The organism is Nocardiopsis sp. NPDC006832, from assembly GCF_040635885.1.
Taxonomy (GTDB): domain Bacteria; phylum Actinomycetota; class Actinomycetes; order Streptosporangiales; family Streptosporangiaceae; genus Nocardiopsis.
On sequence record NZ_JBEYLC010000039.1, the window covers coordinates 22,518 to 42,486 of the forward strand.

Below are 19,969 nucleotides of genomic sequence, written 5' to 3' on the forward strand. Positions count from 1 at the left end.
AGGCAGTCATGGAAACGACAGCACCGGAACACCTCCTGAGAGCGGACGGGGTGACCGTGCGCTTCGGAGGCCTCACCGCGCTCGACGACGTCGGACTCCACGTCGCACCGGGCTCCGTCGTCGGACTCATCGGCCCCAACGGTGCGGGCAAGACCACCCTGTTCAACGTCCTGTCCGGGGTCCTGCGCCCCACGGCCGGGACCATCTCCTGGAAGGGGGAACCACCGCCCGGACGCCGGACCCACCACCTGGCCAAGGCCGGCATCGCCCGCACCTTCCAGGGACTCAACCTCTTCCCGATGATGCCCGTGATCGCGAACGTCATGGTCGGTGCGGACCGGCTCGCGGGCGGTGGCCCGTTCTCCCTGATCAGCGGGCTCGGACGACACCACAAGGACGAGAGGGAGCTCCGCGAGCGGGCCTTGGCGACCCTCGAACGGTTCGGTATCGCCGAGTACGCCACGCGGCTGCCCGGCACCCTCCCCTACGGCGTGCAGAAGCAGGTCGCCCTGGCCCGCGCCTGCGTGGGCGAGCCGGAACTCCTCCTCCTCGACGAACCCGCCAGCGGCCTGTCCGGTCAGCAGATGAACGCCCTCGCCGAACAGATCCGCGGCTTCAGTCGGGACATGGCGGTCGTCCTCGTCGAACACCACATGGACCTGGTCATGGACGTGTGCGACCACATCTTCGTCCTCGACTTCGGCAAGGTCATCTCCGCCGGCACCCCCGACGAGGTGCGGGCCGACCCCGCCGTCACCCAGGCCTACCTCGGCACCCCCGCGGACGAGACGCCGACCGCCGGCGGCCCTGGCGCCGACGAGCGGGGACTCAACGGAACGCGACGGAACGGAGCCGCCCGATGAGCGCCGAACCCCTCCTGTCCATCCAAGGGCTGACCGCCCACTACGGCCCCGTCCGCGCCCTCGACGACGTCTCCCTGGACGTCCCGGCCCGGGGGCTCTGCGCGGTGCTCGGCGCCAACGGCGCGGGCAAGACCACCCTGCTGCGCACCCTCACCGGACTGCATCGCGCCACCTCCGGCCGGGTCCTGCTCGAAGGCGAGGACATCACCCGGCTGCCGACCGAGAAGGTCATCACCCGCGGGCTGGCCCACGTGCCCGAGGGCGGTGGGGTCATCGTCGAACTCACCGTCGAGGAGAACCTGCGCCTGGGCTCCCTGTGGCGCTCGGACCGGCGTGACCGAACGACGTTCGACCAGGTCCTAGAGCTCTTCCCGCCCCTGGCGGAACGCCGGAACAAGTCCGCGAGCACGTTGTCCGGTGGCGAACGCCAGATGCTCGCCATCGGCCGTGCCCTCATGGCCCGCCCCAAGGTGTTGTTGCTCGACGAACCCTCGCTCGGCCTCGCCCCGCTCATCACCGAGCAGATCTTCACCCTGCTGCGCGATCTGCGCGACCGTACCGGACTCACCGTCGTCCTGGTCGAACAGAACGCGGCCGGTGCCCTGTCGGTCACCGACCACGGGTTCGTGCTGAACCAGGGCGGCGTCGCCGCGGAGGGCCCCTCCGACGACCTCCTCGCCGATGACCGCACGCGCCACGCCTACCTCGGTTTCTGAGGGAGATCCCCATGACCCACTTCATCAACCTGACCCTGAACGGGTTGGCGTCCGGGGCGGCGTACGCGGCCCTCGCGCTGTCCCTGGTCATCATCTACCAGGCCACCCGGCTGGTGAACTTCGCCCAACCCGCCCTGGCGTTGGTGGCGGTCTACGCCGCCTACACCATCACCCAACTCACCGGCTCCTACTGGATCGGGTTCGCCGCCGCCCTCATCGTGGGCCTGGCCGCGGGCGCCCTCGTCGAGCGCGTCATCATCCGGCCCATCGCCAAGACCTCACAGCTCAACGCCATCATCGTCACCCTCGGCCTCCTTCTGGTGATCCAGGGCGGTGTCGGCATGACCTGGGGCAACGAACAACACGGATTCAGCTACGCGTTCAGCTACGTGGGCCGCTTCTCACCCGCGGACACCTTCGCGCTGGCGGCCGTGGGCGTCGTCGCCCTCCTGCTCTTCCTGGTGTACCGGTTCACCCCGCTGGGCCTGCGCATGCGCGCCGCGGCCTTCCGCCCGGAGGCCGCACGGCTCAGCGGGGTGAAGGTCGGTCTGATGCTCACCGCGGGATGGGGCATCGCCTCCCTCATCGGCGCCCTCGCGGGCATGCTCGCCGGGCCCCCGTTCATCTCGCCCAACGTCTTCGACGTGGTGTTCGTCTTCGGGATCACCGCCGCCGTCGTCGGCGGCCTCGACAACCCCTTCGGCGCGGTCATCGGCGGCCTGCTCATCGGTCTCGGCATGTCGTACGTGTCCGGGTACCTCGGGCCCGAGCTGGCCACCCTGTCCGCCCTCGTCATCGTCGTCCTCGTCCTGAGCGTGCGCCCCGACGGCATCCTGTCCCGGCCGACCGCGCGAAAGGTGTAGCCATGTCCCAGCCCACCGCACAGCGCGAGAAGCGCACCGCGCCCACCGAGGCCGCGGCCGTTCCCAGGCCGTCCCGCTGGGCGGCACTGCCCCTACCCGTCCGACACCTGGTCTTGGCCGCGCTCGGCCTGGCCGCCGTCACCGGGCTGCTGTTCGTCACCGGTGATCTCACCGCCCTGCGCATCGCCGCCATCGGGTACACCATGCTCGCCATCGCCGGGCTCCAACTGCTGGTCGGCGGTTCCGGGCAGGTGTCCCTCGGCCACGGCGCGTTCATGATGATCGGCGCCTACGCGATGGCCCTGCTCGTACTGCATCAGCCGATGCTGCCGATCAGCGCCAACCTCGGCATCATCGTCGTGGTGTCGATCGTCGCCGGCGTCGCGGTCGGCGCGGCCACCGCCCGCCTGCACGGGCCCTACCTGGCCGGCGCCACCCTCATCCTCGCGGTCGGACTGCCCGGACTCGCGCACCGCTTCCACGACCTCCTCGGTGGCAGCAACGGGCTCAACATCCGCACCGCCGGGGTTCCGCCCTTCCTTCAGGGCGTCCTCAGCATCAGCGAATGGCGGGCACTGGTCGTGTGGACCACCGTCGTCATCGGCCTGGCGGTGCTCGCCACCATCTCCGCCGGTCGCCTCGGCCGTCGGATGCGCGCCATCCGCGACGACGAGACCGCCGCCGCCATGGCCGGCGTCCCCGTCGGCAAGACCAAGGTGGTCGCGTTCGTCATCGCCTCCACCGCCGGTGGTCTGGCCGGTGGCCTGCAGGCCTACGTCCTGGGCACCGTCACACCCAGCAGCTTCACGCTCGTGCTGTCGCTGACCCTGCTCGCCGCGCTGGTGTTGGGCGGTATCGGCAGCCTGTGGGGTGCCCTGTGGGCGTCCATCGCCATCGTCTACCTGCAGATCTGGGCGACCGACCTGGCACGCGCCATGGAGCTGAGCCGGGACGTCGAGAACAACCTGCCCATCGTGTTCTTCGGCGTCGTGCTCATCCTCGTCCTGCGTTTTTGGCCCCTGGGTGTCCACGGGGCCCTCCAGAGCCTCAGAGCCCGCCTCCGAGCCCGCAACTCCTAACCCCCTTTCAAAGGAGAGAACCATGCGTACAAGTACCGGAACCCGGGCCCTTCTGGCTCCGGGCCTGGCCCTGGTCCTGTTCGCCACCGCCTGCACGGGCGCGGGCGAGGTCGGCGACAGCGCCGAGGTCGACCTGGACGTGTCCCCGGGCGTCACCGACGACGCCGTCGTCATCGGTACCCACCAGCCCCTGACCGGACCGGCGTCGGCCGGATACCTGGCGGTCTCCCAGGGGGCGGCGGCCGTGTTCGAGTTCGTCAACGCCCAGGGCGGGGTGAACGGGCGCGAGATCGACTACCGGATCGAGGACGACGTCTACGACCCGTCCCAGACGATCGACGTCACCCGTCAGCTCGTCATCGAGGACGAGATCTTCGCGATGGTCGGCGGTCTGGGCACGCCCACCCACAGCGGTGTCCTGGACTACCTGAACGAGGAGGGGGTGCCCGACATCTTCCCCTCCTCCGGCGCCCTGGCCTGGAACAACCCGGACGAGCACCCGCTCACCTACGGTTGGCAGACCGACTACACCAAGGAAGCGAAGATCCAGGGTGAGTACATCACCGAGAACTTCCCCGGTGAGTCCGTCGGTTACCTGTACCAGAACGACGACGTCGGAGAGGACTCCCAGGCCGGGCTCGACCAGTACCTCAGTGACGACGTCGTCGCCCGTGAGCACTACGAGTCCGAGGTCAGCGACCTGAGCGCGCAGATCGCCGAGATGGAGAGCTCCGGCGCCGAGGTCGTCGTGTGCTCCTGCATCCCGGCGTTCGTCGCGCTGGGCATGCTGGAGGCCGCGCGGATCGGCTACGAGCCCCAGTGGGTGGTCTCCAGCATCGGTGGTGACACCACGACCCTGCAGGGGCTGCTCGCGACGTTCACCGAGGGCAGCGACGCCGAGGACGTCCCGGCCGACGAGTTCCTGTCGGACATGCTGATCACCACCTACATGCCCCGGGTGGAGGACGAGGACGACGAGTGGGGACAGTTCTTCCTCTCGATCTACGACGAGTACGGCGAGGGCGACACCGTCACCAACACGCACGTCTTCGGCATGACCCAGGCCGTGATGTTCGCCCAGGTCCTCAAGTCCGCCGGCGAGGACCTCACCCGCCAGTCCCTGATCGACGCCATGGAGAGCCAGGAGTGGCAGGGACCCGGCCCGGTGCCCTTCTCCTCCTCCGAGGGTGACCACGGTGGCCACCAGGGCGTGTACGTGGTCCAGTACCAGGAGGGTGGCGCCATCGAGGTGGTCCAGGAGCCGCGTGTCACCGACCGCGAGGGCGGTGACATCGAGGAGGTCGACTTCGAGCCCCTGATGCCGGACACCCTGCCCTTCCACGACTAGTACCGACGCTCCCGAACCGACGGCGAGGGAGAACGACGAACGGCGGCCCGGAGGAGAATTCCTCCGGGCCGCCGTGATGCGGGGTCGGATGTTCACAAGCGTGGGTCAGCCGCCGTGCGGGCAGGAGTCCCGGTAGTCGGAGAAGTCCGTGCCGATCCCGGTCCTGGGCGGCGGGCACAGGAACTGCTCATACCGCTCGTCCTCGTCCACGAACCGTTTCAGCCAGGAGATGCTGTACTTGGCGATCGTGGTGTTGGAGACGTTGGGCGCGAAGTGACTCGCGCCGCGCAGCTCCAGGTAGGCCCGGTCCAGAGAACTCGGCAGGCTCTCGTACATCGGGATCGCGTGCGAGCGGACCGAGGCCGTCACGTCGTTCTCGGCGCCGACGATCAGCGTGGGCGTCTCGACGCTCGACCAGTTCTTGCTGGTGTGCCAGGGGGTGAGCGGGATCGCCGCGCGCACCTCGGGCCGGTCGTCCACCGCGGCGAGCGTTCCGCCGCCGCCCATGGAGTGCCCCATGACGGCCAGTCGGTCACCGTCCACCGTGTCGTTGACGTCGCTGTCCTCGACCAGGTAGTCGAGCGCGGCCTCGATCTGACGGCCGCGGCTGTTCGGCTGGTCGAAGCGGGTGTTGGTGTCGATGGTGAACACCACGAACCCCTGCGAGGCCAGGCGGTGCCCGTACCAGGACATGGAGGACTCGCCGGCGGTGTAACCGGGGGCGATCACCACACCGCCGAAGGTGCCCTCGCTGGTGTCGGTCGGGTAGTAGATCGTGCCCCCACCGAAGCCGCTGACCAGTGAGGAGACGGAAGTGGTGTCGGTGTCGAAGTGCCCACGGGGCGCGGTGACGCTGGACTCGGTGGGGTCCGGGCCGCGTTCGTGCGGGCTCTCGGCCAGGGCCGGGCCGACGGTGGCGCCGGCACCGATCAGCGACAGTCCGAAGACGAGGGCGGACTTCGCGGCGAGTCCGGACATCCAGGAGCGGGCCCGCGTTCTGGGGCGGGTACGCCCTTCGGGGGACGGGGGAGTTTCGGTCAGCACGTGATTTCCCTTTCTCGTGCAGCGGGAATCCGCGGCCTTTCGGTTATCGCGGATCGGGGGTTTCCCGAGGAAAGGTCAAAGGTGAGGGAATCGCCTTTCCCTTACTGGTTCTCGGGATGTGGGTTCACTATGCGGTCGATTGTGTGAACGCGCATCCGTCGAATCACCAGCGTCCGTGTGTTCCCAGTTCGAGAGGGTTGTCGGTGTTTCCCTTGGCGTGGGGTCGGGCAGGGCGGCCCGTAAGGAACCGAAGCCCAGGGGGTGAGGACGGTGCCAGGAGTCGACGAACTACCGGACACTCTGCGCCGGTCGCCGGAGAAGGCACAGCGCACGTGGATCGAGGCGCACGACAGCGCGGTCCAGGAGTACGGGGAGGGCGAACGCGCCCATCGGGTCGCCTTCGCCGCGGTCAAGCGCAAGTTCGAGAAGGTCGGTGACCGCTGGGAGCCGAAGGAGAGCAAGGGCCCCTCGGACCAGCAGGCGAAGAACCCCTCGGCGGGGCGGCGTCCCGGCTCGGACCGACCCACGGCCGGTGGTGTCGACGCCAACGCGAGCAAGGACCACCTCTACCAGCGTGCCCGCCAGTTGGGTATCTCCGGGCGGTCCCGGATGCGCAAGGACGAGCTGGTGAAGGCCCTGCAGAAGGAGAGCAACCGCAGGACCTCGGGCTCGCGGCGCTCCAGCTGAACCTCTGGCCTCGCCCACGAGCCCGAACACACGAGGGCGGCGCACCCGCGGGTGCGCCGCCCTTCCCCTTGGTCGGTCGTGTGCTCAGCTGCCCTGGATCTCGCCCCCGGTGGGCGTGAGCGTCTCGCCCGAGTAGAAGGACGAGAGCCGCTCGCTGGCGAAGAACACGTACGAGGGCGCGATCTCGTCCGGGTCCGCGGCCCGACCCATGGGATCCTGCTTCCCGAACCCCTCGCTGCCGCTTTCGCCCAGGGTGGCGGGGATCAGCGGAGTCCACACCGGGCCCGGGGCCACACAGTTCACCCGGATTCCCCGGTTCATCAACACCTTGGACAGGGACAGCGACAGGTTCATCACGGCCGACTTGCTCGACGCGTAGTCGATCAGGGAATCGTTGCCCCGCAGGCCGTTGATCGAGCCGGTGATGATGATCGATCCCCCGTCGGACATGTGCGGGAGGGCCTCCCGGATGGTCCAGAACACCCCCATCACGTTGACGTCGAAGGTCCGACGCAGCTGCTCGGTGGTCAGGTCGGTGAAGTTCTCGACCGGTGTCTGGGTGGCGGCGTGCTCCACCAGGATGTCGATCCCGCCGAGCTCCTCGACGGCCCGTCGCACCAGGTGGCCGCAGTGCGACTCGTCGGCCAGGTCGCCTCGGATCCCCACGGCCCTACGACCTTCCGCCTGCACCAGGTCGGCCGTGTGCTGGGCCTCGGCGTCCTCGCTCAGGTAACCGAAGACGGAGTCGGCGCCCTCCTTGGCGAAGGCCACCGTCACGGCACGCCCGATACCGGAGTCGCCTCCCGTGATCAGGGCGCGGCGGCCACTGAGGAGACCGCGCCCCTCGTAGTCGCGCATCTCGTCCCGAGGCTGAGGATCCATGGGTTCGGTCCGGCCCGGGTACGGCTGGCTCTGAGCGGGCGGTTGTTCGTGGTTCATGGTGTTCTCCCCTCCCACCGGCCGCCCTGCCCGACCGGTGGCGCGGCCACACATGGAGTCAGGGGGTGTGGCCCCGGACCGGAGGGTGTTTTTTCCGATCGGTGGTGTTTCCGTTGCGACCGAGCCGGTCAGGGCACTGGACGAGGGGGTTCTCATGCGAGTCGGTTACAAGCTCTTCGCCGAGGGATACGGACCTCGGGAAATCGTCGAACAGGCGGTGCGCGCCGAACGCGCCGGGTTCGACTTCGTCGAGATCAGCGACCACTTCCACCCGTGGTTGTTCAGCCACGGACATTCCGGGTTCGTGTGGTCCATGCTGGCCGCGATCGCCGAGCGGACCGAACGGATCGAGATCGTCACAGGTGTGACCTGCCCGTTCATCAGGGTCCATCCGGCGATCGTCGCGCAGGCGGCCGCGACCACCGCGCTGCTCTCCGATGGGCGTTTCACCCTGGGGGTGGGATCGGGGGAACGTCTCAACGAACACGTGGTGGGCAAGGGGTGGCCCGACGTCACCACCCGCCACGAGATGCTCCGCGAATCCATCGAGATCATGCGGCTGTTGTGGTCCGGTGGCTACCACTCCTACAAGGGAGAACACCTGACCCTGGAGGACGCCCGGGTGTTCGACCTGCCCGAACGGCCGCCACGGGTGATCGTGGCCGCGTCGGGGGCGAGGTCGGCACGCCTGGCGGCCCGGTACGGGGACGGACTCTTCGGGACCGAACCCGGAGTGGCGCTCACCGAGACCTACCGGGGCCAGGGCGGCGACGGCCCCTGCTTCGGGGAGGTCCCCTTGGCCTGGGCCGCCGACGACGGTTCCGCGCTGGAATCGGCCCGTGAGCTGTTCCGCTTCGCGCTCACCGGTTGGAAGGTCCAGTCCGAGCTGCCCAACCCGGTGAACTTCGAGGCGGCGACCTCACTGATCAGCCGGGAGGCCATGGCGGACGTGTTCGGGTACGGCCCGGATCCGGAACGTCACCTGGAGGTGGTCCGTTCCTTCGTGTCCGCCGGATTCGATCACCTGGCCCTGATCAACGCCGGGCCCGACACCGAGGGCTTCTTCGAGTTCTTCGAGAGAGAGCTGGCCGGGCCGATCCGGGACATGACGCGGACACCCGTCGGCGCATGAGGGAGGCCTCCTCCGGACGCCCCGACACCGGACGACCCGGGCCGTGCGATCACAACCCGCGCCACCAGCGGAGCAGGCGGCCCAGCAGGTCCTCCGGGGGTTCCTCCTCCTCTACCGGGACCGGCACCTGTTCGGTCCGCCGGGTCCGGAGGGCAGGAGGTTCGCTCGGTCGTCCGGGGGTGAAGGAGACGGGCAGCCGACGCAGCCCGCGCAGGAACGGGGAGTTCACCACGCTCAGTTCCTCCGGTGGCACGGCCAACCGCAGGCCGCCGAGCCGTTCCTGAAGGACGTTCACCCCGATGGAGGCCACCAACCGCCCCAGTGAGCGGGCGGGGCAACTGTGCGGTCCGGCCCCGAACACCAGGTGGGCGCGGCGCCCGCTGGCCAACCCGGTGTCGGGGTCGGGGTGGCCGCCCCGCACGCTCGGATCCCGGTGTGCGGCGTCGATACCGATGAAGAGGGCGTCGCCGGAGCGAATGCGCGCGTCACCGATCCGCATGTCCTGCATGGCGATCCGCCCGGCCAGGACCTGGAAGGGCGTGTCCGTCCACATGACGTGGTCCAGGAGATCGTGGGTGGACAGACGCGCGTCGGTGTGGGCCTCGTGCATGCGCTCGTCGGTGAGCAGCGTGCGCACGCTGTTGCCGATGAGGTGGGTGGTGGGCATGTGGCCGGCGCTGATGATGAGGGCGGCCGTATAGGCGACCTCGCTCGGGCTGAGTCCCGACCGGTGTTCGAGCATCCGGGTGACGAGGTCGGGCCCCGGGTGCTCGGCCTTGCGGGCGACCAACCCGGCGAAGTACTGCTGCATGCGCTCGACCGCCTCCTCGGCGCGGCCGGCGTCCTCACCGAACACGGTCGTGGTCAGGTCTCCGAGCATGTGTCCGTAACCGTCGGCCAGACCGAAGAGCCGGTTGAGGACCAGGACCGGCAGGGTGGCGGCGAACTCCTCGATCAGGTCGGCCTCGCCACGGATGACGAAGGAATCGACCAGTTCGTCGGCGATGTCGCGCACGGTCCCGGCCATGGCGGACATGTCGATCCCGCCGATACCGTCCATGATCGGAGCGCGCAGGCGGTGGTGCTCCTCGCCGTCCGCGAAGAGCGCGTTGGGCAGCCAGGACATCATCGGGAGGGTCTTGGCGAGGTCGATCCGGCCCTCGACCACCTCCCGCCAGCGACGGGTGTCCCGCGAGAACAGGTGCGGTTGCTGGAGCACGGTGAGGTTCTCGTGGTAGTCGAGCAGGATCCAGGCCTTGGCCCCCGGTTCCAGCTCCACCGGAGCGATGGGCCCGTGTCGTTCGCGGAGCCTGCGCCACAGGCCGTCGCGTCCACCGGGCGGAGTCGTTCCGTACAGGGGCGTGGCTTCGGCCGAATTTCCTTGGGCGAGGGCGGATATCCCGTGTTCTCCATCGGGTCGGGTCGTGTTCATCAGGGTGTACGGGCGACCGGGAATGAGGGTTCGCGGTCCCCCTTCCCTCCCTTCGAGAAGTCGTGACACTGCCGTGGTGATGGGAAGGGGGAGAGGTTGGAAAAACGGGGGACCGGTGGTCGGGGATGGGCCACCGCGGTCGTCGCATTCTAGGTTCGGCCCGGCGTCCTCACAACAGCGTCGTATTCATTTGTGGCTTTCGGTGAGAGAAAGGGCAATAGGTATTCGCCTTCGTGTTTCCGGTGCTTTAGCGCTAATCGTCCCTCCTTCGGGAAGTGTCCCCGGGGCGCGGAGGGGCGGCCGGGACGCTCCGGTGACACGGTCATCGGAGTTGGGTCGAAGTTGTCCCGAAGCCCCCTGGATTGTCAGTGGTGATCACTAATGTTTCCTGTGTGAGCGATCGATGGAGTACCGACGAAGTCTGGGCGCTGGCACCGGACGCCTCATCCCACAAGGCCGCTCTCAAGGTGGCCAAGTCCGGGTCCTGGCCCGCGAGCGGCGTGATCGCCGCCGAGGGTGGAGCGACCTCGGCGGTGTGGGGTGAGTGCAAGGGCAGTGGGTCCAAGCCGTACCTGGCCGCCGCGCACCTGGACGGGGACAAGGGCCCCGCCTACAAGTGCAGCTGCCCCAGCCGAAAGATCCCCTGCAAGCACGTCCTCGCGCTGCTGGCCCTGTGGAGTCAGGGTTCGGTGGAACCGGCGGAGGAACGGCCCGAGTGGGTCGCCAAGTGGCTCTCCGGGAGACAGACCCGAGCCGATCGCGCCGCCGGCGGGGCCGCCGCTGCGCCCGTCGATCCGAAGAAGGCCGCCGCCACCCTCAAGGCCAGGGAGGACGCGGTCGCGGTGGGCCTCGAAGAGCTGAGGGTCTGGTTGCACGACCAGGTCGACGCCGGTCTGGCCGAGGTGCCGCGTCTGGGCTACGACCACTGGGACCGCATGGCCAAACGCCTGGTGGACGCCAAGGCCTCCGGCGCCGCCTCCCTGGTCACCCAACTGCCACAACGGGGCGGTGGCGACCACTGGCCGGACCGTCTCCTGGAACGTCTGGGCATGCTCCACCTACTGGTCGACGGCTACCTGGCCAGGGAAGAGGTCGACGAACGCACCCGCGCGGTGCTGCGCGCACGAGTCGGTATCAGCACCCGTTCCGAGGACGTCCTCACCTCCGGTGAGCGCGTCCACGACACCTGGCGGGTCCTGGGCCACAACGACGGACTCACCCCCGACGGCATGCGCAGCCGTCGAACCTGGCTGCGCGGGGCCGACACCGGGCGTGTGGCCCTGGTCCTGAGCTACGCGCGAACGGGACAGACCCCGGAGTCGCCCTTCCGGTCCGGCACCGAGGCCGAGGGCGAACTCGCCTTCCACCCGGACGGGCGACGGGCGGTGCGGACCGACCGGATGACCGAACGGGCCTGCACCCCACCGACGGGCGGCGGTATCGACCAGGCCCTGGACTCGCACGCGAGGGCCTTGGCCGACGACCCGTGGTTGGAGGAATGGCCCGTGGTGCTGGAGCACGCCGTTCCGGCCCGCGCGGGCAACGGCTGGTACATGGCCGACCCGAACGGCGCCGCGCTGCCCTTGGAGACCGGAACCCTCTGGGCGGTCCTCGCCGCGACCGGAGGCCGGCCCACCACCGTGGCCGCCGAATGGTCGCCCAAGGCCGGACTGGCCCCCATGACGTTGTGGGACGACGAAGGAAGAGCCCTAGCCCTGTGAACCAGGAACCCTCGACCCCCGAACACGAGGCGGACGCCTCCGACCCCCGTGGAAACACCGGTACGGACTGGGGACGGCTGGTCTCCGCCGCCCTGGTCGGCACCGCCCGACGTACCGTGCCCACCCCGCCCGGTCTGCCCGAACGCTCCGAGAACGCCACCGCGCTGCTCGACCTCGCCGTCGTCGAGACGGTCCGCGCCAAGGCGGGGTACATCGCGCACACCGCCACCCCCATCGACCCGGACCCCTCCGACCCGCTCCCCGAGATCGGCGTGGCCGAGACACACCGTCTCGACGTCATCCTCGCCGGCCGTCCCGAACTGTTGGCCGAGTGGCTCGACCTGCTCGTCCGCTCCGGTCGGTGCGTGCCCCGCGCCCGCATCCCCGACCTGCTCGATCGCGCGGCCCGCGACCGCAAGCTGCGGCCGGCCGTGGCCGCCGCCGTGGGAACGCGCGGTGTCTGGCTGGCCGGCTTCAACAAGCCGTGGTCCTTCATCACCGCGGAACCGATGCCCGGTGACACCTTCGACCAGCGGACCTGGGAACAGGGCACCCCGGAGCGACGCCGCCGTGCGCTGTCCGCCCTCCGAGCCCAGGACCCCGCGGCCGGCCGTGACCTGGTCCGGAAGGCATGGCCGAACGAGGGCCGTGGCGAGGTGCGCAGAGATCTCCTGGAAACCCTCGAACCCACGCTGGAACCCGAGGACGAACCGCTGCTCGACCAGGCCCTGGACGACGGCAACGCCAGCGTCCGAGGACGTGCGTTGTCCCTCCTGGTGGGGCTTCCCGACGGCGCGCACGCCCACCGGCTGCGCGGGTACCTGCGTCGTCGGCTGCGGGTGGTCCCGGACGCCCCGAACCCCGTCCACCTGGAGAACGTCGACCCCGACGAACCGGAACTCCTGCGCGACCTCGCCCTGGTCGCCGCCAAGACCCGGTCGCGCGTCAAGGACCCACGCCCCCAGGACGAACACCGCGAGCGTCACCAGGTCCTCATCACGCACACACCGCCGGACGTGTGGACCGAACTCCTCGACACCACCCCGGACGGGGTCCTCACCCGAGTCGCCGAGGACGACCTTCTGCGGGAGGCGATCATCGACGCGGTGGGCCTGCGCGGGGACGCCACCTGGGCACGAGCGGTGCTCGACCACCCGACCGTCGGATTGTCCCGAATGGTCGGTGGGTCGGTCCATGATCTACAACGACAGCGGATCCGGCAGCTGCTCGCCCCACTGCCGGTGGACGAACGGTGCGAACGGATCCGCGCGGTCATCGGGCGGACCAAGGGCAAGATCACCCTGTGCCAGGTCCTGACCGCCCTCCCCACCCCGTGGACCCGGGAACTGTCGGCTGACGTCGTCGAGGTCCTGAGCCGATCGACCGATCGTCGCAGCCCCACGGACACACACGCCCACCAGCGGCTCTGCGTGATCGCCGCCGAGTCCATGCCACCCGAACACCTGGACCTGCTTCCGGAGTCCTCGCCCAACGAGGAGGAGGCGCACGAATACCTCCGCCTCCGCGACACCCTCCGATTCCGCCTCGAAATGCACAAGGAGCTTTCGTGACCACCACCGCACTCAGCACCGACTCCGCGAGCGCGCTGCGCCCCCACGCCGAGCAGACCTACGCCGCTGAGCTGGAGGCTCTGGCCAAGGTCGACGACCGTCAGCGCCCTCCGGGCTGGCAGCTGTCCCCGTGGGCCGTCACGCGGTACCTGCTGGGCACCACCCTCGACGACGGCACCGAGATCACCCCGAAGTACATCGGTTCCCGTCGGGTCGTCGAGGTCGCGGTGGCGACCCTGGCCACCGACCGCGCCCTGCTCCTCATCGGTGTGCCCGGTACCGCCAAGACCTGGCTGTCGGAGCACCTGGCCGCCGCGATCGCCGGTGACTCCACCCTGCTGGTCCAGGGCACCGCCGGCACCTCCGAGGAGGCCGTCCGGTACGGGTGGAACTACGCCCGCCTGCTCGCGGAAGGGCCCTCCGAGGCGGCGCTCGTGCCCAGCCCCATCATGAACGCGATGGCCCGCGGGTCGATCGGTCGCATCGAGGAACTCACCCGTATGCCCTCCGACGTGCAGGACGGTCTCATCACCGTCCTCTCGGAGAAGGCCCTGCCCGTGGCCGAACTCGGCATCGAGGTCCAGGCCCGGCGCGGCTTCAACATCATCGCCACCGCCAACGACCGCGACCGCGGCGTCAACGACCTGTCCAGTGCTCTGCGCCGTCGGTTCAACACGGTGGTGCTGCCCGTCCCGGACAGCGCGGAGGACGAGGTCCGCATCGTCACCCAGCGGGTGGAGCAGCTCGGCCGCTCGCTCGAACTGCCGGAGGTGCCCACCAGCCTCACCGAGATCCAGCGCGTGGTGACGGTCTTCCGGGAACTGCGTTCGGGGGTCACCGAGGACAACACCACCAAGGTCAAGTCGCCCAGCGGCACCCTCAGCACCGCCGAGGCGATCTCGGTGATCACCAGCGGAATCGCCCTGGCCGCGCACTTCGGCGACGGGGAGCTGCGGCCCTCCGACGTGGCCGCCGGCATCCAGGGCGCCGTCGTGCAGGACCGCGTCGCCGACGGCGTCGTGTGGCGCGAGTACCTGGAGACCGTCGCCCGCGAGCGCGAGGGCTGGAACGACTTCTACCAGGCCTGCCGCGAGGTGGGCGCCTGATGGGACGCCCCCGAGTGGACACCTCCAAGGTGAGTGTCCTGGGCGTCCGCCACCACGGCCCGGGTTCCGCCCGGGCCGTGCGGGCCGCCCTGGACGAGATCAAGCCCGACCTGGTGCTGATCGAAGGGCCACCAGAGGCCGACTCCATCACCTCCCTGGTCGGTGGGCTCGAACCACCCGTGGCGCTGTTGGTGCACCTGGCCGACACCCCCAAGGCCGGTTCGGTCCGATCGCGGCAGGGCTGGGGCTTCTGGCCGTTCGCGAGCTTCTCCCCGGAGTGGGCCGCCCTGCGCCACGCCCACGACAACGACGTACCGGTGCGGTTCTGCGACCTGCCCGCGGCCCACACCATCGCCGAACGTATCGCCCGTGCCGAGGAAGCCGAGGAACGGCGGGAGAAGGCCGAGAACGAGAGGGCCGCGAGCGAGGCGGCGGAGAACGAGGAGACGGACCAGACCCCGGAACAGGCGGAGGACCCCGAGCCCGAACAGGTTCCAGAACAGGCGGAGGAACCACGGGTGCGGTTGGACCCGCTGGGGGTGCTCGCCGAGGCCGCCGGCTACGACGACGCCGAACGCTGGTGGGACGACGTCGTGGAGCAGCGCACCGACGGTGAGCCCTCGCCCTTTCCCGCGATCGCCGACGCCATGGCCGCCGTGCGCGCCGAGTCCGGACCCGAGACCGGGCGGGACGCGCGCCGGGAGGCGTACATGCGCCAGACCCTGCGCGGTGCGCTCAAACAGGGGTACGAGCGGATCGCGGTGGTCTGCGGTGCCTGGCACGCCCCGGCCCTGCGCGACCTGGGCGACTACTCGATCAAGGACGACACCGCCCTGCTCAAGGGGCTGCCCAAGGTGAAGACGGCCGCCACCTGGGTGCCCTGGACCCACGGGCGGCTCGCCTCCGCCAGTGGCTACGGTGCCGGGGTGACCGCCCCGGGCTGGTACCACCACCTGTTCACCGCCACGGATCGTCCGGTGCACCGGTGGCTCACCGCGGCCGCCCGCATGCTGCGCGAGGAAGGCCAGCAGGTGTCCTCCTCGCACGTGATCGAGGGGGTGCGGCTGGCCGAGAGCCTGGCCATCCTGCGCGGACGACCGCTCGCCGGACTCGACGAGGTCGCCGAGGCGACCACCGCCGTCCTCTGCGAGGGCGAGCAGACACGCGCCGCCCTCGTGCACGGGCGGATGGCGATCGGCGAACGGCTCGGTTCCGTGCCACCGGAGACCCCCATGGTGCCGTTGCAGCGCGACCTCATGGCCGCGCAGAAACGGCTCCGCCTCAAGCCCGAGGCCTTCGACCGCGACCTCGACCTCGACCTGCGCAAGGACGGTCAGCACGAACGCAGCGTGCTGCTGCACCGGCTCCGGCTCCTGGGCGTCGAATGGGGTGTGCCGCGCACGCCCGACGGCGGTCAACGCGGCACGTTCCGGGAGAGCTGGCGACTGCGCTGGGAACCCGAGATGGACGTGGCGCTGATCGAGGCGGCCCCGTACGGAACCACCGTGGCGTCCGCTTCCTCCGCCCGCGTGGTGGAGATCGCGGCCGACGCCGAACTGCCCACCCTCACCGCGCTCACCGAACAGTGCCTGTTCGCCGAACTGGGCGAGGCGTTGCCGGCCGTGCTGGCCACGCTCACCGACAAGGCCGCCACCGACAGCGACATCACCCACCTGATGTCCGCGCTGCCACCGTTGGCCCGCTCCACCCGGTACGGCGACGTGCGTGGAACCGACAGCGGCCACCTGCGCACGGTCGCCCAGCAGATCCTGGCCAGGGTCCGGGCCGGGTTGGCGCCGGCCGTTCGCGGGCTCGACGACGACGCCGCGGCCCGTTTCGTCAACGCCCTGGACCGTACCCACAACGCCGCCACCCTGCTCGACGACGACCTGCCGGCCTGGCTGGACACCCTCGCCGACCTCGCCGTCCGGGACAACGTGCCCGGCCGGATCGCCGGTCGGGTGAACCGGATCCTGTCCGACAGCGGACGGGTCGACGCCCCCGAGCTTCGCCGCAGGCTCGGTCTGGTGATGTCGCCGGGCACCGAACCCGCCCAGGCGGTCGCCTGGTTGGAGGGATTCCTCCAGGGCAGCGGGCTGATCCTGGTCCACGACGAAGAGCTGCTCGGCATGATCGACACCTGGCTGCTGGCCCTGCCCGAGGAGCGTTTCACCGCGATCCTGCCCCTTCTCCGTCGCACCTTCGGGGCCTTCGACGGCGCCGAGCGTCAGGAGATCGGTTCGGCGGTGACCAGGATCGACGGCGGTGGGGTCACCGACAGCCGTGAACGACGGCCGATCGACGCGAACCGGGCGGCTCCGGCCGTGGCCGCGGTACTGGGACTACTCGAAAGGAGCGGTGCGTGAACGCCACGACCAAGGCCGAGACCACCGAACGGGCCCGCCGCTGGCGGCTGGTCCTGGGACAGGAGTCCAACTGCGCCACCCTGTCCGGTGCCGATCAGGCGATGGACTCCGCCCTGGCCGCCCTGTACAACCGCTCCGGCCGTTCCTCCGGAGGCGGTCTCGGCGGATCCGGTGGCCGAGGCGCCGACCTCAGCGGTTCCGCGCCACGGGTGGCCCGCTGGCTGGGCGACATCCGCGAGTACTTCCCCTCCTCCGTCGTCCGGGTGATGCAGACCGACGCCATGGAGCGGCTCGGGCTACAGCAGATGTTGCTGGAGCCGGAGATGATGGAGGCGGTGGAACCCGACGTGCACCTGGTCGGGACCCTGCTCTCCCTCAATCGGGTGATGCCCGCGGAGGCGCGCGAGACCGCCCGGGAGATCGTGCGCAAGGTCGTCGAGGACCTGGAGAAGCGGGTCGCGCAGAAGACCCGTTCCGAGATCAAGGGCGCGATCGACCGTTCCACCAAGACCCACCGGCCCCGGCGCGTGGCCGACATCGACTGGAACGCCACCATCCGCCGCAACCTCGCGCACTACCTGCCCGAGTACAACACGGTGATCCCGCAGACCCTCATCGGCCACGGGCGTCGCAGCCAGGGAGTCCAGAAGGACGTGGTGCTGGCCATCGACCAGAGCGGTTCGATGGCGTCCTCCGTCGTCTACGCCAGTGTCTTCGGTGCGGTGCTGGCCTCCATGAGCACCCTGAAGACGTCCCTGGTCGTGTTCGACACCGCCGTCGTGGACCTCACCGAACAACTCACCGATCCCGTCGAGGTCCTGTTCGGCACCCAGCTCGGCGGCGGCACCAACATCAACAAGGCCATCGCCTACAGCCAGGGACTGATCGACCGTCCCACCGACTCGATCTTCGTGCTCATCAGCGACCTCTACGAAGGGGGCGTTCGCGCGGAGATGCTCAAGCGGGTCGCGGCGATGAGGGCCGCCGGGGTCCAGGTCGTGGTGCTGCTGGCCCTGTCGGATGAGGGCGCGCCGTTCTACGATCGCCACAACGCCGCCGCCTTGGCCGAACTGGGCGTCCCGGCGTTCGCCTGTACCCCGGACGTGTTCCCCGAGCTGATGGCCGCCGCCATCCAGGACCAGCCCCTGGACGCCTGGGTCGACAAACACCTCGACGGATAGGTTCCCCCGAACGGGGGTGGAGGCCGCGCTCGGCGGCCTCCACCGTGCTCTCCGAGCGGCTTGGGAGCGGGGTCGGAGTGGTCGATTCGGTGGTGCCGGTGTGCCCGACATCAGAGGTTCAGCACGCCAGGGGCTTTCCCCGCGGGGGAACGCGCAGATCCACGGAGGACCTCCGGCTTCCCGGCGATGCCGCCTCCCCGGACGGGCGACCGCCGAACCACGAGGCTCCTCAATCGGCGGACGCCGGTTCCATGGACTCCGGTTCGGGGCAGACGGAGTTCAGGTCGGGCACGGGGGTCAGACTCACCGAGAAGCGGGGCACCTTGGTGAGGCCGTGCTCGCGGTCCCACAGGAGGTCGACGTCGTTCGCTCCGTCGAAGTACAACACCGGCCGGTCGGTGGTCGGCGGTGGTCCGATCCGTTGGATCGGATCACCACCCGGTTCCACGCACACGACGGACGGGGTGACCCCCACGTGGCCACGCGGTTCGCCACCCTCCGAGCGGTAGTGGGCGACGTGGTCGGAACCGACCTGGGCGCCCTGTTCCAAGGGCCCCTTCATGGTGGTGAGGAGTACGTACAAGGTGGCGAGCCCGTACAGACAGACCGCGAGGATCGTCAGCAGCCGTGGAAAGAACGATGCTCCCGGGGTACCGATGTGGAAGTAGCGGAGGAGACCGAAGGCCCCCAGCGAGACGAGGAGGACAACCAGCACCGGCAGAAAACCGGCCAAGGCGAAGAGCCGGCCCGGACCACTGGTCACCACGTCCCCGGGAGAGATCCCGAACGCCTCCAGGTAGGCGTCCTGGTTGGCGGTGCTCAGGGCGATCGTGAGGGGCGGGACCAGGGCGGTCAGCCCCAAGGGGAGCCAGGTGTTGATCCGACCCTCCGGGATGTGGCGGAACATCTGCCACACCCCGAACCCACAGGGCAGGGCGAGCAGTGGGGCGACGACGACCGGGAACAGGTTCCCCTCCGGTCGCCAAGCGGCGATGTACAGGCCGAAGAGCGCCACCCCTCCCACGGCCAGGATCATGAGCGTCACGATCGGGAGGAAACGCCGGTCGTCCAGCGGGTCCCTCACCGCCGAACCCCTTCCGTCCCCCGCGGGGGGCGTGGCGCCGGGCGGGTCCGGTGGGCCCACCACCATGAGTCCATCGGGTGGTCCGGCCTCGGGGTTGCGCTTCACGAAGTCTTCCAGCATCGACCTCGCCTCGGCGAGCGAGGACGCCTGGATGGTCCCCCGGGAACGCCACGACCTCAGGACACGGGCGGGGGCCGCCAGCCATTCCCACCGGGGCATCCGGTCCCGGGGGAGCACCAGGTACCGGCGTGACGTCGACGGAGTGTGCAGCGGTCGGGCCGCGAAGGTGACCCGGACCTCCGTTCCGGACTTGGACAGTGCGTGTTGGAACTCCGCCAGGGCCGCCCGCGTGGCGCCCAGTGCCACACCGGAGACCGCGACACGCACGTCGTACCGACCCGCGCCCAGGTGCCGTGTCTGCCAGGGACGTCCACCCACCGTCGCGAGGAAGGCCGGCTCGTCCCGGGGTTCGACCTCCACCCCGATGCGCACCACGTGGTCGTAGTGCGCGGGAAGTTCGCCCGTCAACGGCCCGGGGGCGGAGGGCTCGGGTGACGCGGAAGTCCCTGGATCATGCCGGGATCGCCGTCGTCGCCGGAGGAAACACATACGAACCTCGTCTGCTGGGGGTCGTGGGGAAGCCTACGACGCCCGTGTGAGGGCCGTTTCCGCGCCTCCTCCGCGCCGGATCCGGACCCCCACCGGAAAATCCCTTGGCGAGACGACCCCGAAAGCGGTTGACTCGTGCCCATGCCGCTCACGGAAGAGCAGGCCGCCCTCTAGCGGCGGCCAGATCCTCGTAGTTTCCGACCGCCGCATCAGCGTCCTCGCCGGTGC

16 protein-coding genes are annotated in these 19,969 nt (G+C 69.9%); 12 read left to right on the top strand and 4 right to left on the bottom strand.

What is annotated here, in order from left to right; all coding sequences use genetic code 11:
* The first annotated feature begins 8 nt into the window (after positions 1 to 8).
* The 5 genes from ABZ717_RS18505 to ABZ717_RS18525 are packed head-to-tail and all read left to right on the top strand — an operon-like array spanning position 9 to position 4,869.
* Positions 9 to 863, top strand: coding sequence for an ABC transporter ATP-binding protein (locus tag ABZ717_RS18505; protein ID WP_358511884.1), 855 nt, complete (start codon positions 9 to 11; stop codon positions 861 to 863).
* Positions 860 to 1,579, top strand: coding sequence for an ABC transporter ATP-binding protein (locus tag ABZ717_RS18510; protein ID WP_358511887.1), 720 nt, complete (start codon positions 860 to 862; stop codon positions 1,577 to 1,579). The genes ABZ717_RS18505 and ABZ717_RS18510 overlap by 4 nt, the downstream gene beginning before the upstream one ends.
* An 11-nt stretch (positions 1,580 to 1,590) precedes the next feature.
* Entirely contained in the window at positions 1,591 to 2,442 is an 852-nt protein-coding gene (locus tag ABZ717_RS18515) for a branched-chain amino acid ABC transporter permease (protein WP_358511890.1), read from the top strand.
* A gap of 2 nt (positions 2,443 to 2,444) precedes the next feature.
* Complete coding sequence (locus ABZ717_RS18520) at positions 2,445 to 3,521, top strand: branched-chain amino acid ABC transporter permease (protein WP_358511892.1); 1,077 nt, start codon at positions 2,445 to 2,447, stop codon at positions 3,519 to 3,521.
* Positions 3,522 to 3,543: 22 nt separating this feature from the next.
* Complete coding sequence (locus tag ABZ717_RS18525) at positions 3,544 to 4,869, top strand: ABC transporter substrate-binding protein (protein ID WP_358511895.1); 1,326 nt, start codon at positions 3,544 to 3,546, stop codon at positions 4,867 to 4,869.
* A 105-nt stretch (positions 4,870 to 4,974) separates the two neighbouring features.
* Here ABZ717_RS18525 and ABZ717_RS18530 read toward each other — a convergent pair whose 3' ends face one another.
* Positions 4,975 to 5,847, bottom strand: coding sequence for an alpha/beta hydrolase (locus ABZ717_RS18530; protein ID WP_358511978.1), 873 nt, complete (start codon positions 5,845 to 5,847; stop codon positions 4,975 to 4,977).
* 336 nt (positions 5,848 to 6,183) lie between these two features.
* Between ABZ717_RS18530 and ABZ717_RS18535 the strand changes: the two genes are divergently transcribed.
* Positions 6,184 to 6,600 carry a ChaB family protein gene (locus ABZ717_RS18535; RefSeq protein WP_358511898.1) on the top strand — a complete coding sequence of 139 codons (417 nt, stop codon included), beginning with the start codon at positions 6,184 to 6,186 and terminating at the stop codon, positions 6,598 to 6,600.
* A gap of 84 nt (positions 6,601 to 6,684) precedes the next feature.
* Here the strand turns inward: ABZ717_RS18535 and ABZ717_RS18540 are convergent, their stop codons facing one another.
* Positions 6,685 to 7,539: an SDR family oxidoreductase gene (locus ABZ717_RS18540; RefSeq protein ID WP_358511901.1), complete on the bottom strand. Its 855-nt coding sequence runs from the start codon at positions 7,537 to 7,539 to the stop codon at positions 6,685 to 6,687.
* Positions 7,540 to 7,693: 154 nt separating this feature from the next.
* Here ABZ717_RS18540 and ABZ717_RS18545 point away from each other — a divergent pair, with 154 nt between their 5' ends.
* Complete coding sequence (locus ABZ717_RS18545) at positions 7,694 to 8,671, top strand: TIGR03557 family F420-dependent LLM class oxidoreductase (RefSeq protein WP_358511904.1); 978 nt, start codon at positions 7,694 to 7,696, stop codon at positions 8,669 to 8,671.
* A gap of 49 nt (positions 8,672 to 8,720) precedes the next feature.
* On the opposite strand, the gene ABZ717_RS18550 is transcribed toward ABZ717_RS18545, so the two are convergent.
* Complete coding sequence (locus ABZ717_RS18550; RefSeq protein WP_358511907.1) at positions 8,721 to 10,103, bottom strand: cytochrome P450; 1,383 nt, start codon at positions 10,101 to 10,103, stop codon at positions 8,721 to 8,723.
* A 467-nt stretch (positions 10,104 to 10,570) separates the two neighbouring features.
* Here ABZ717_RS18550 and ABZ717_RS18555 point away from each other — a divergent pair, with 467 nt between their 5' ends.
* From ABZ717_RS18555 to ABZ717_RS18575, 5 genes are read left to right on the top strand one after another with little or no spacing between them, the layout of a single operon-like run.
* Entirely contained in the window at positions 10,571 to 11,824 is a 1,254-nt protein-coding gene (locus ABZ717_RS18555) for an SWIM zinc finger family protein (RefSeq protein ID WP_358511981.1), read from the top strand.
* Complete coding sequence (locus ABZ717_RS18560) at positions 11,821 to 13,395, top strand: DUF5691 domain-containing protein (protein ID WP_358511910.1); 1,575 nt, start codon at positions 11,821 to 11,823, stop codon at positions 13,393 to 13,395. The genes ABZ717_RS18555 and ABZ717_RS18560 overlap by 4 nt, the downstream gene beginning before the upstream one ends.
* Positions 13,392 to 14,501: an AAA family ATPase gene (locus tag ABZ717_RS18565; protein WP_358511913.1), complete on the top strand. Its 1,110-nt coding sequence runs from the start codon at positions 13,392 to 13,394 to the stop codon at positions 14,499 to 14,501. Before ABZ717_RS18560 ends, ABZ717_RS18565 begins: the two co-directional genes overlap by 4 nt.
* Entirely contained in the window at positions 14,501 to 16,867 is a 2,367-nt protein-coding gene (locus tag ABZ717_RS18570; protein ID WP_358511916.1) for a DUF5682 family protein, read from the top strand. Before ABZ717_RS18565 ends, ABZ717_RS18570 begins: the two co-directional genes overlap by 1 nt.
* A complete protein-coding gene (locus ABZ717_RS18575) occupies positions 16,864 to 18,048 on the top strand; it encodes a VWA domain-containing protein (RefSeq protein WP_358511919.1) in 1,185 nt (394 codons plus the stop codon). The genes ABZ717_RS18570 and ABZ717_RS18575 overlap by 4 nt, the downstream gene beginning before the upstream one ends.
* Positions 18,049 to 18,277: 229 nt before the next feature.
* Here ABZ717_RS18575 and ABZ717_RS18580 read toward each other — a convergent pair whose 3' ends face one another.
* The gene (locus ABZ717_RS18580; RefSeq protein WP_358511922.1) at positions 18,278 to 19,660 is read right to left on the bottom strand and encodes a hypothetical protein; all 1,383 of its coding nucleotides are present in this window, start codon (positions 19,658 to 19,660) and stop codon (positions 18,278 to 18,280) included.
* Positions 19,661 to 19,969 lie beyond the last annotated feature (309 nt).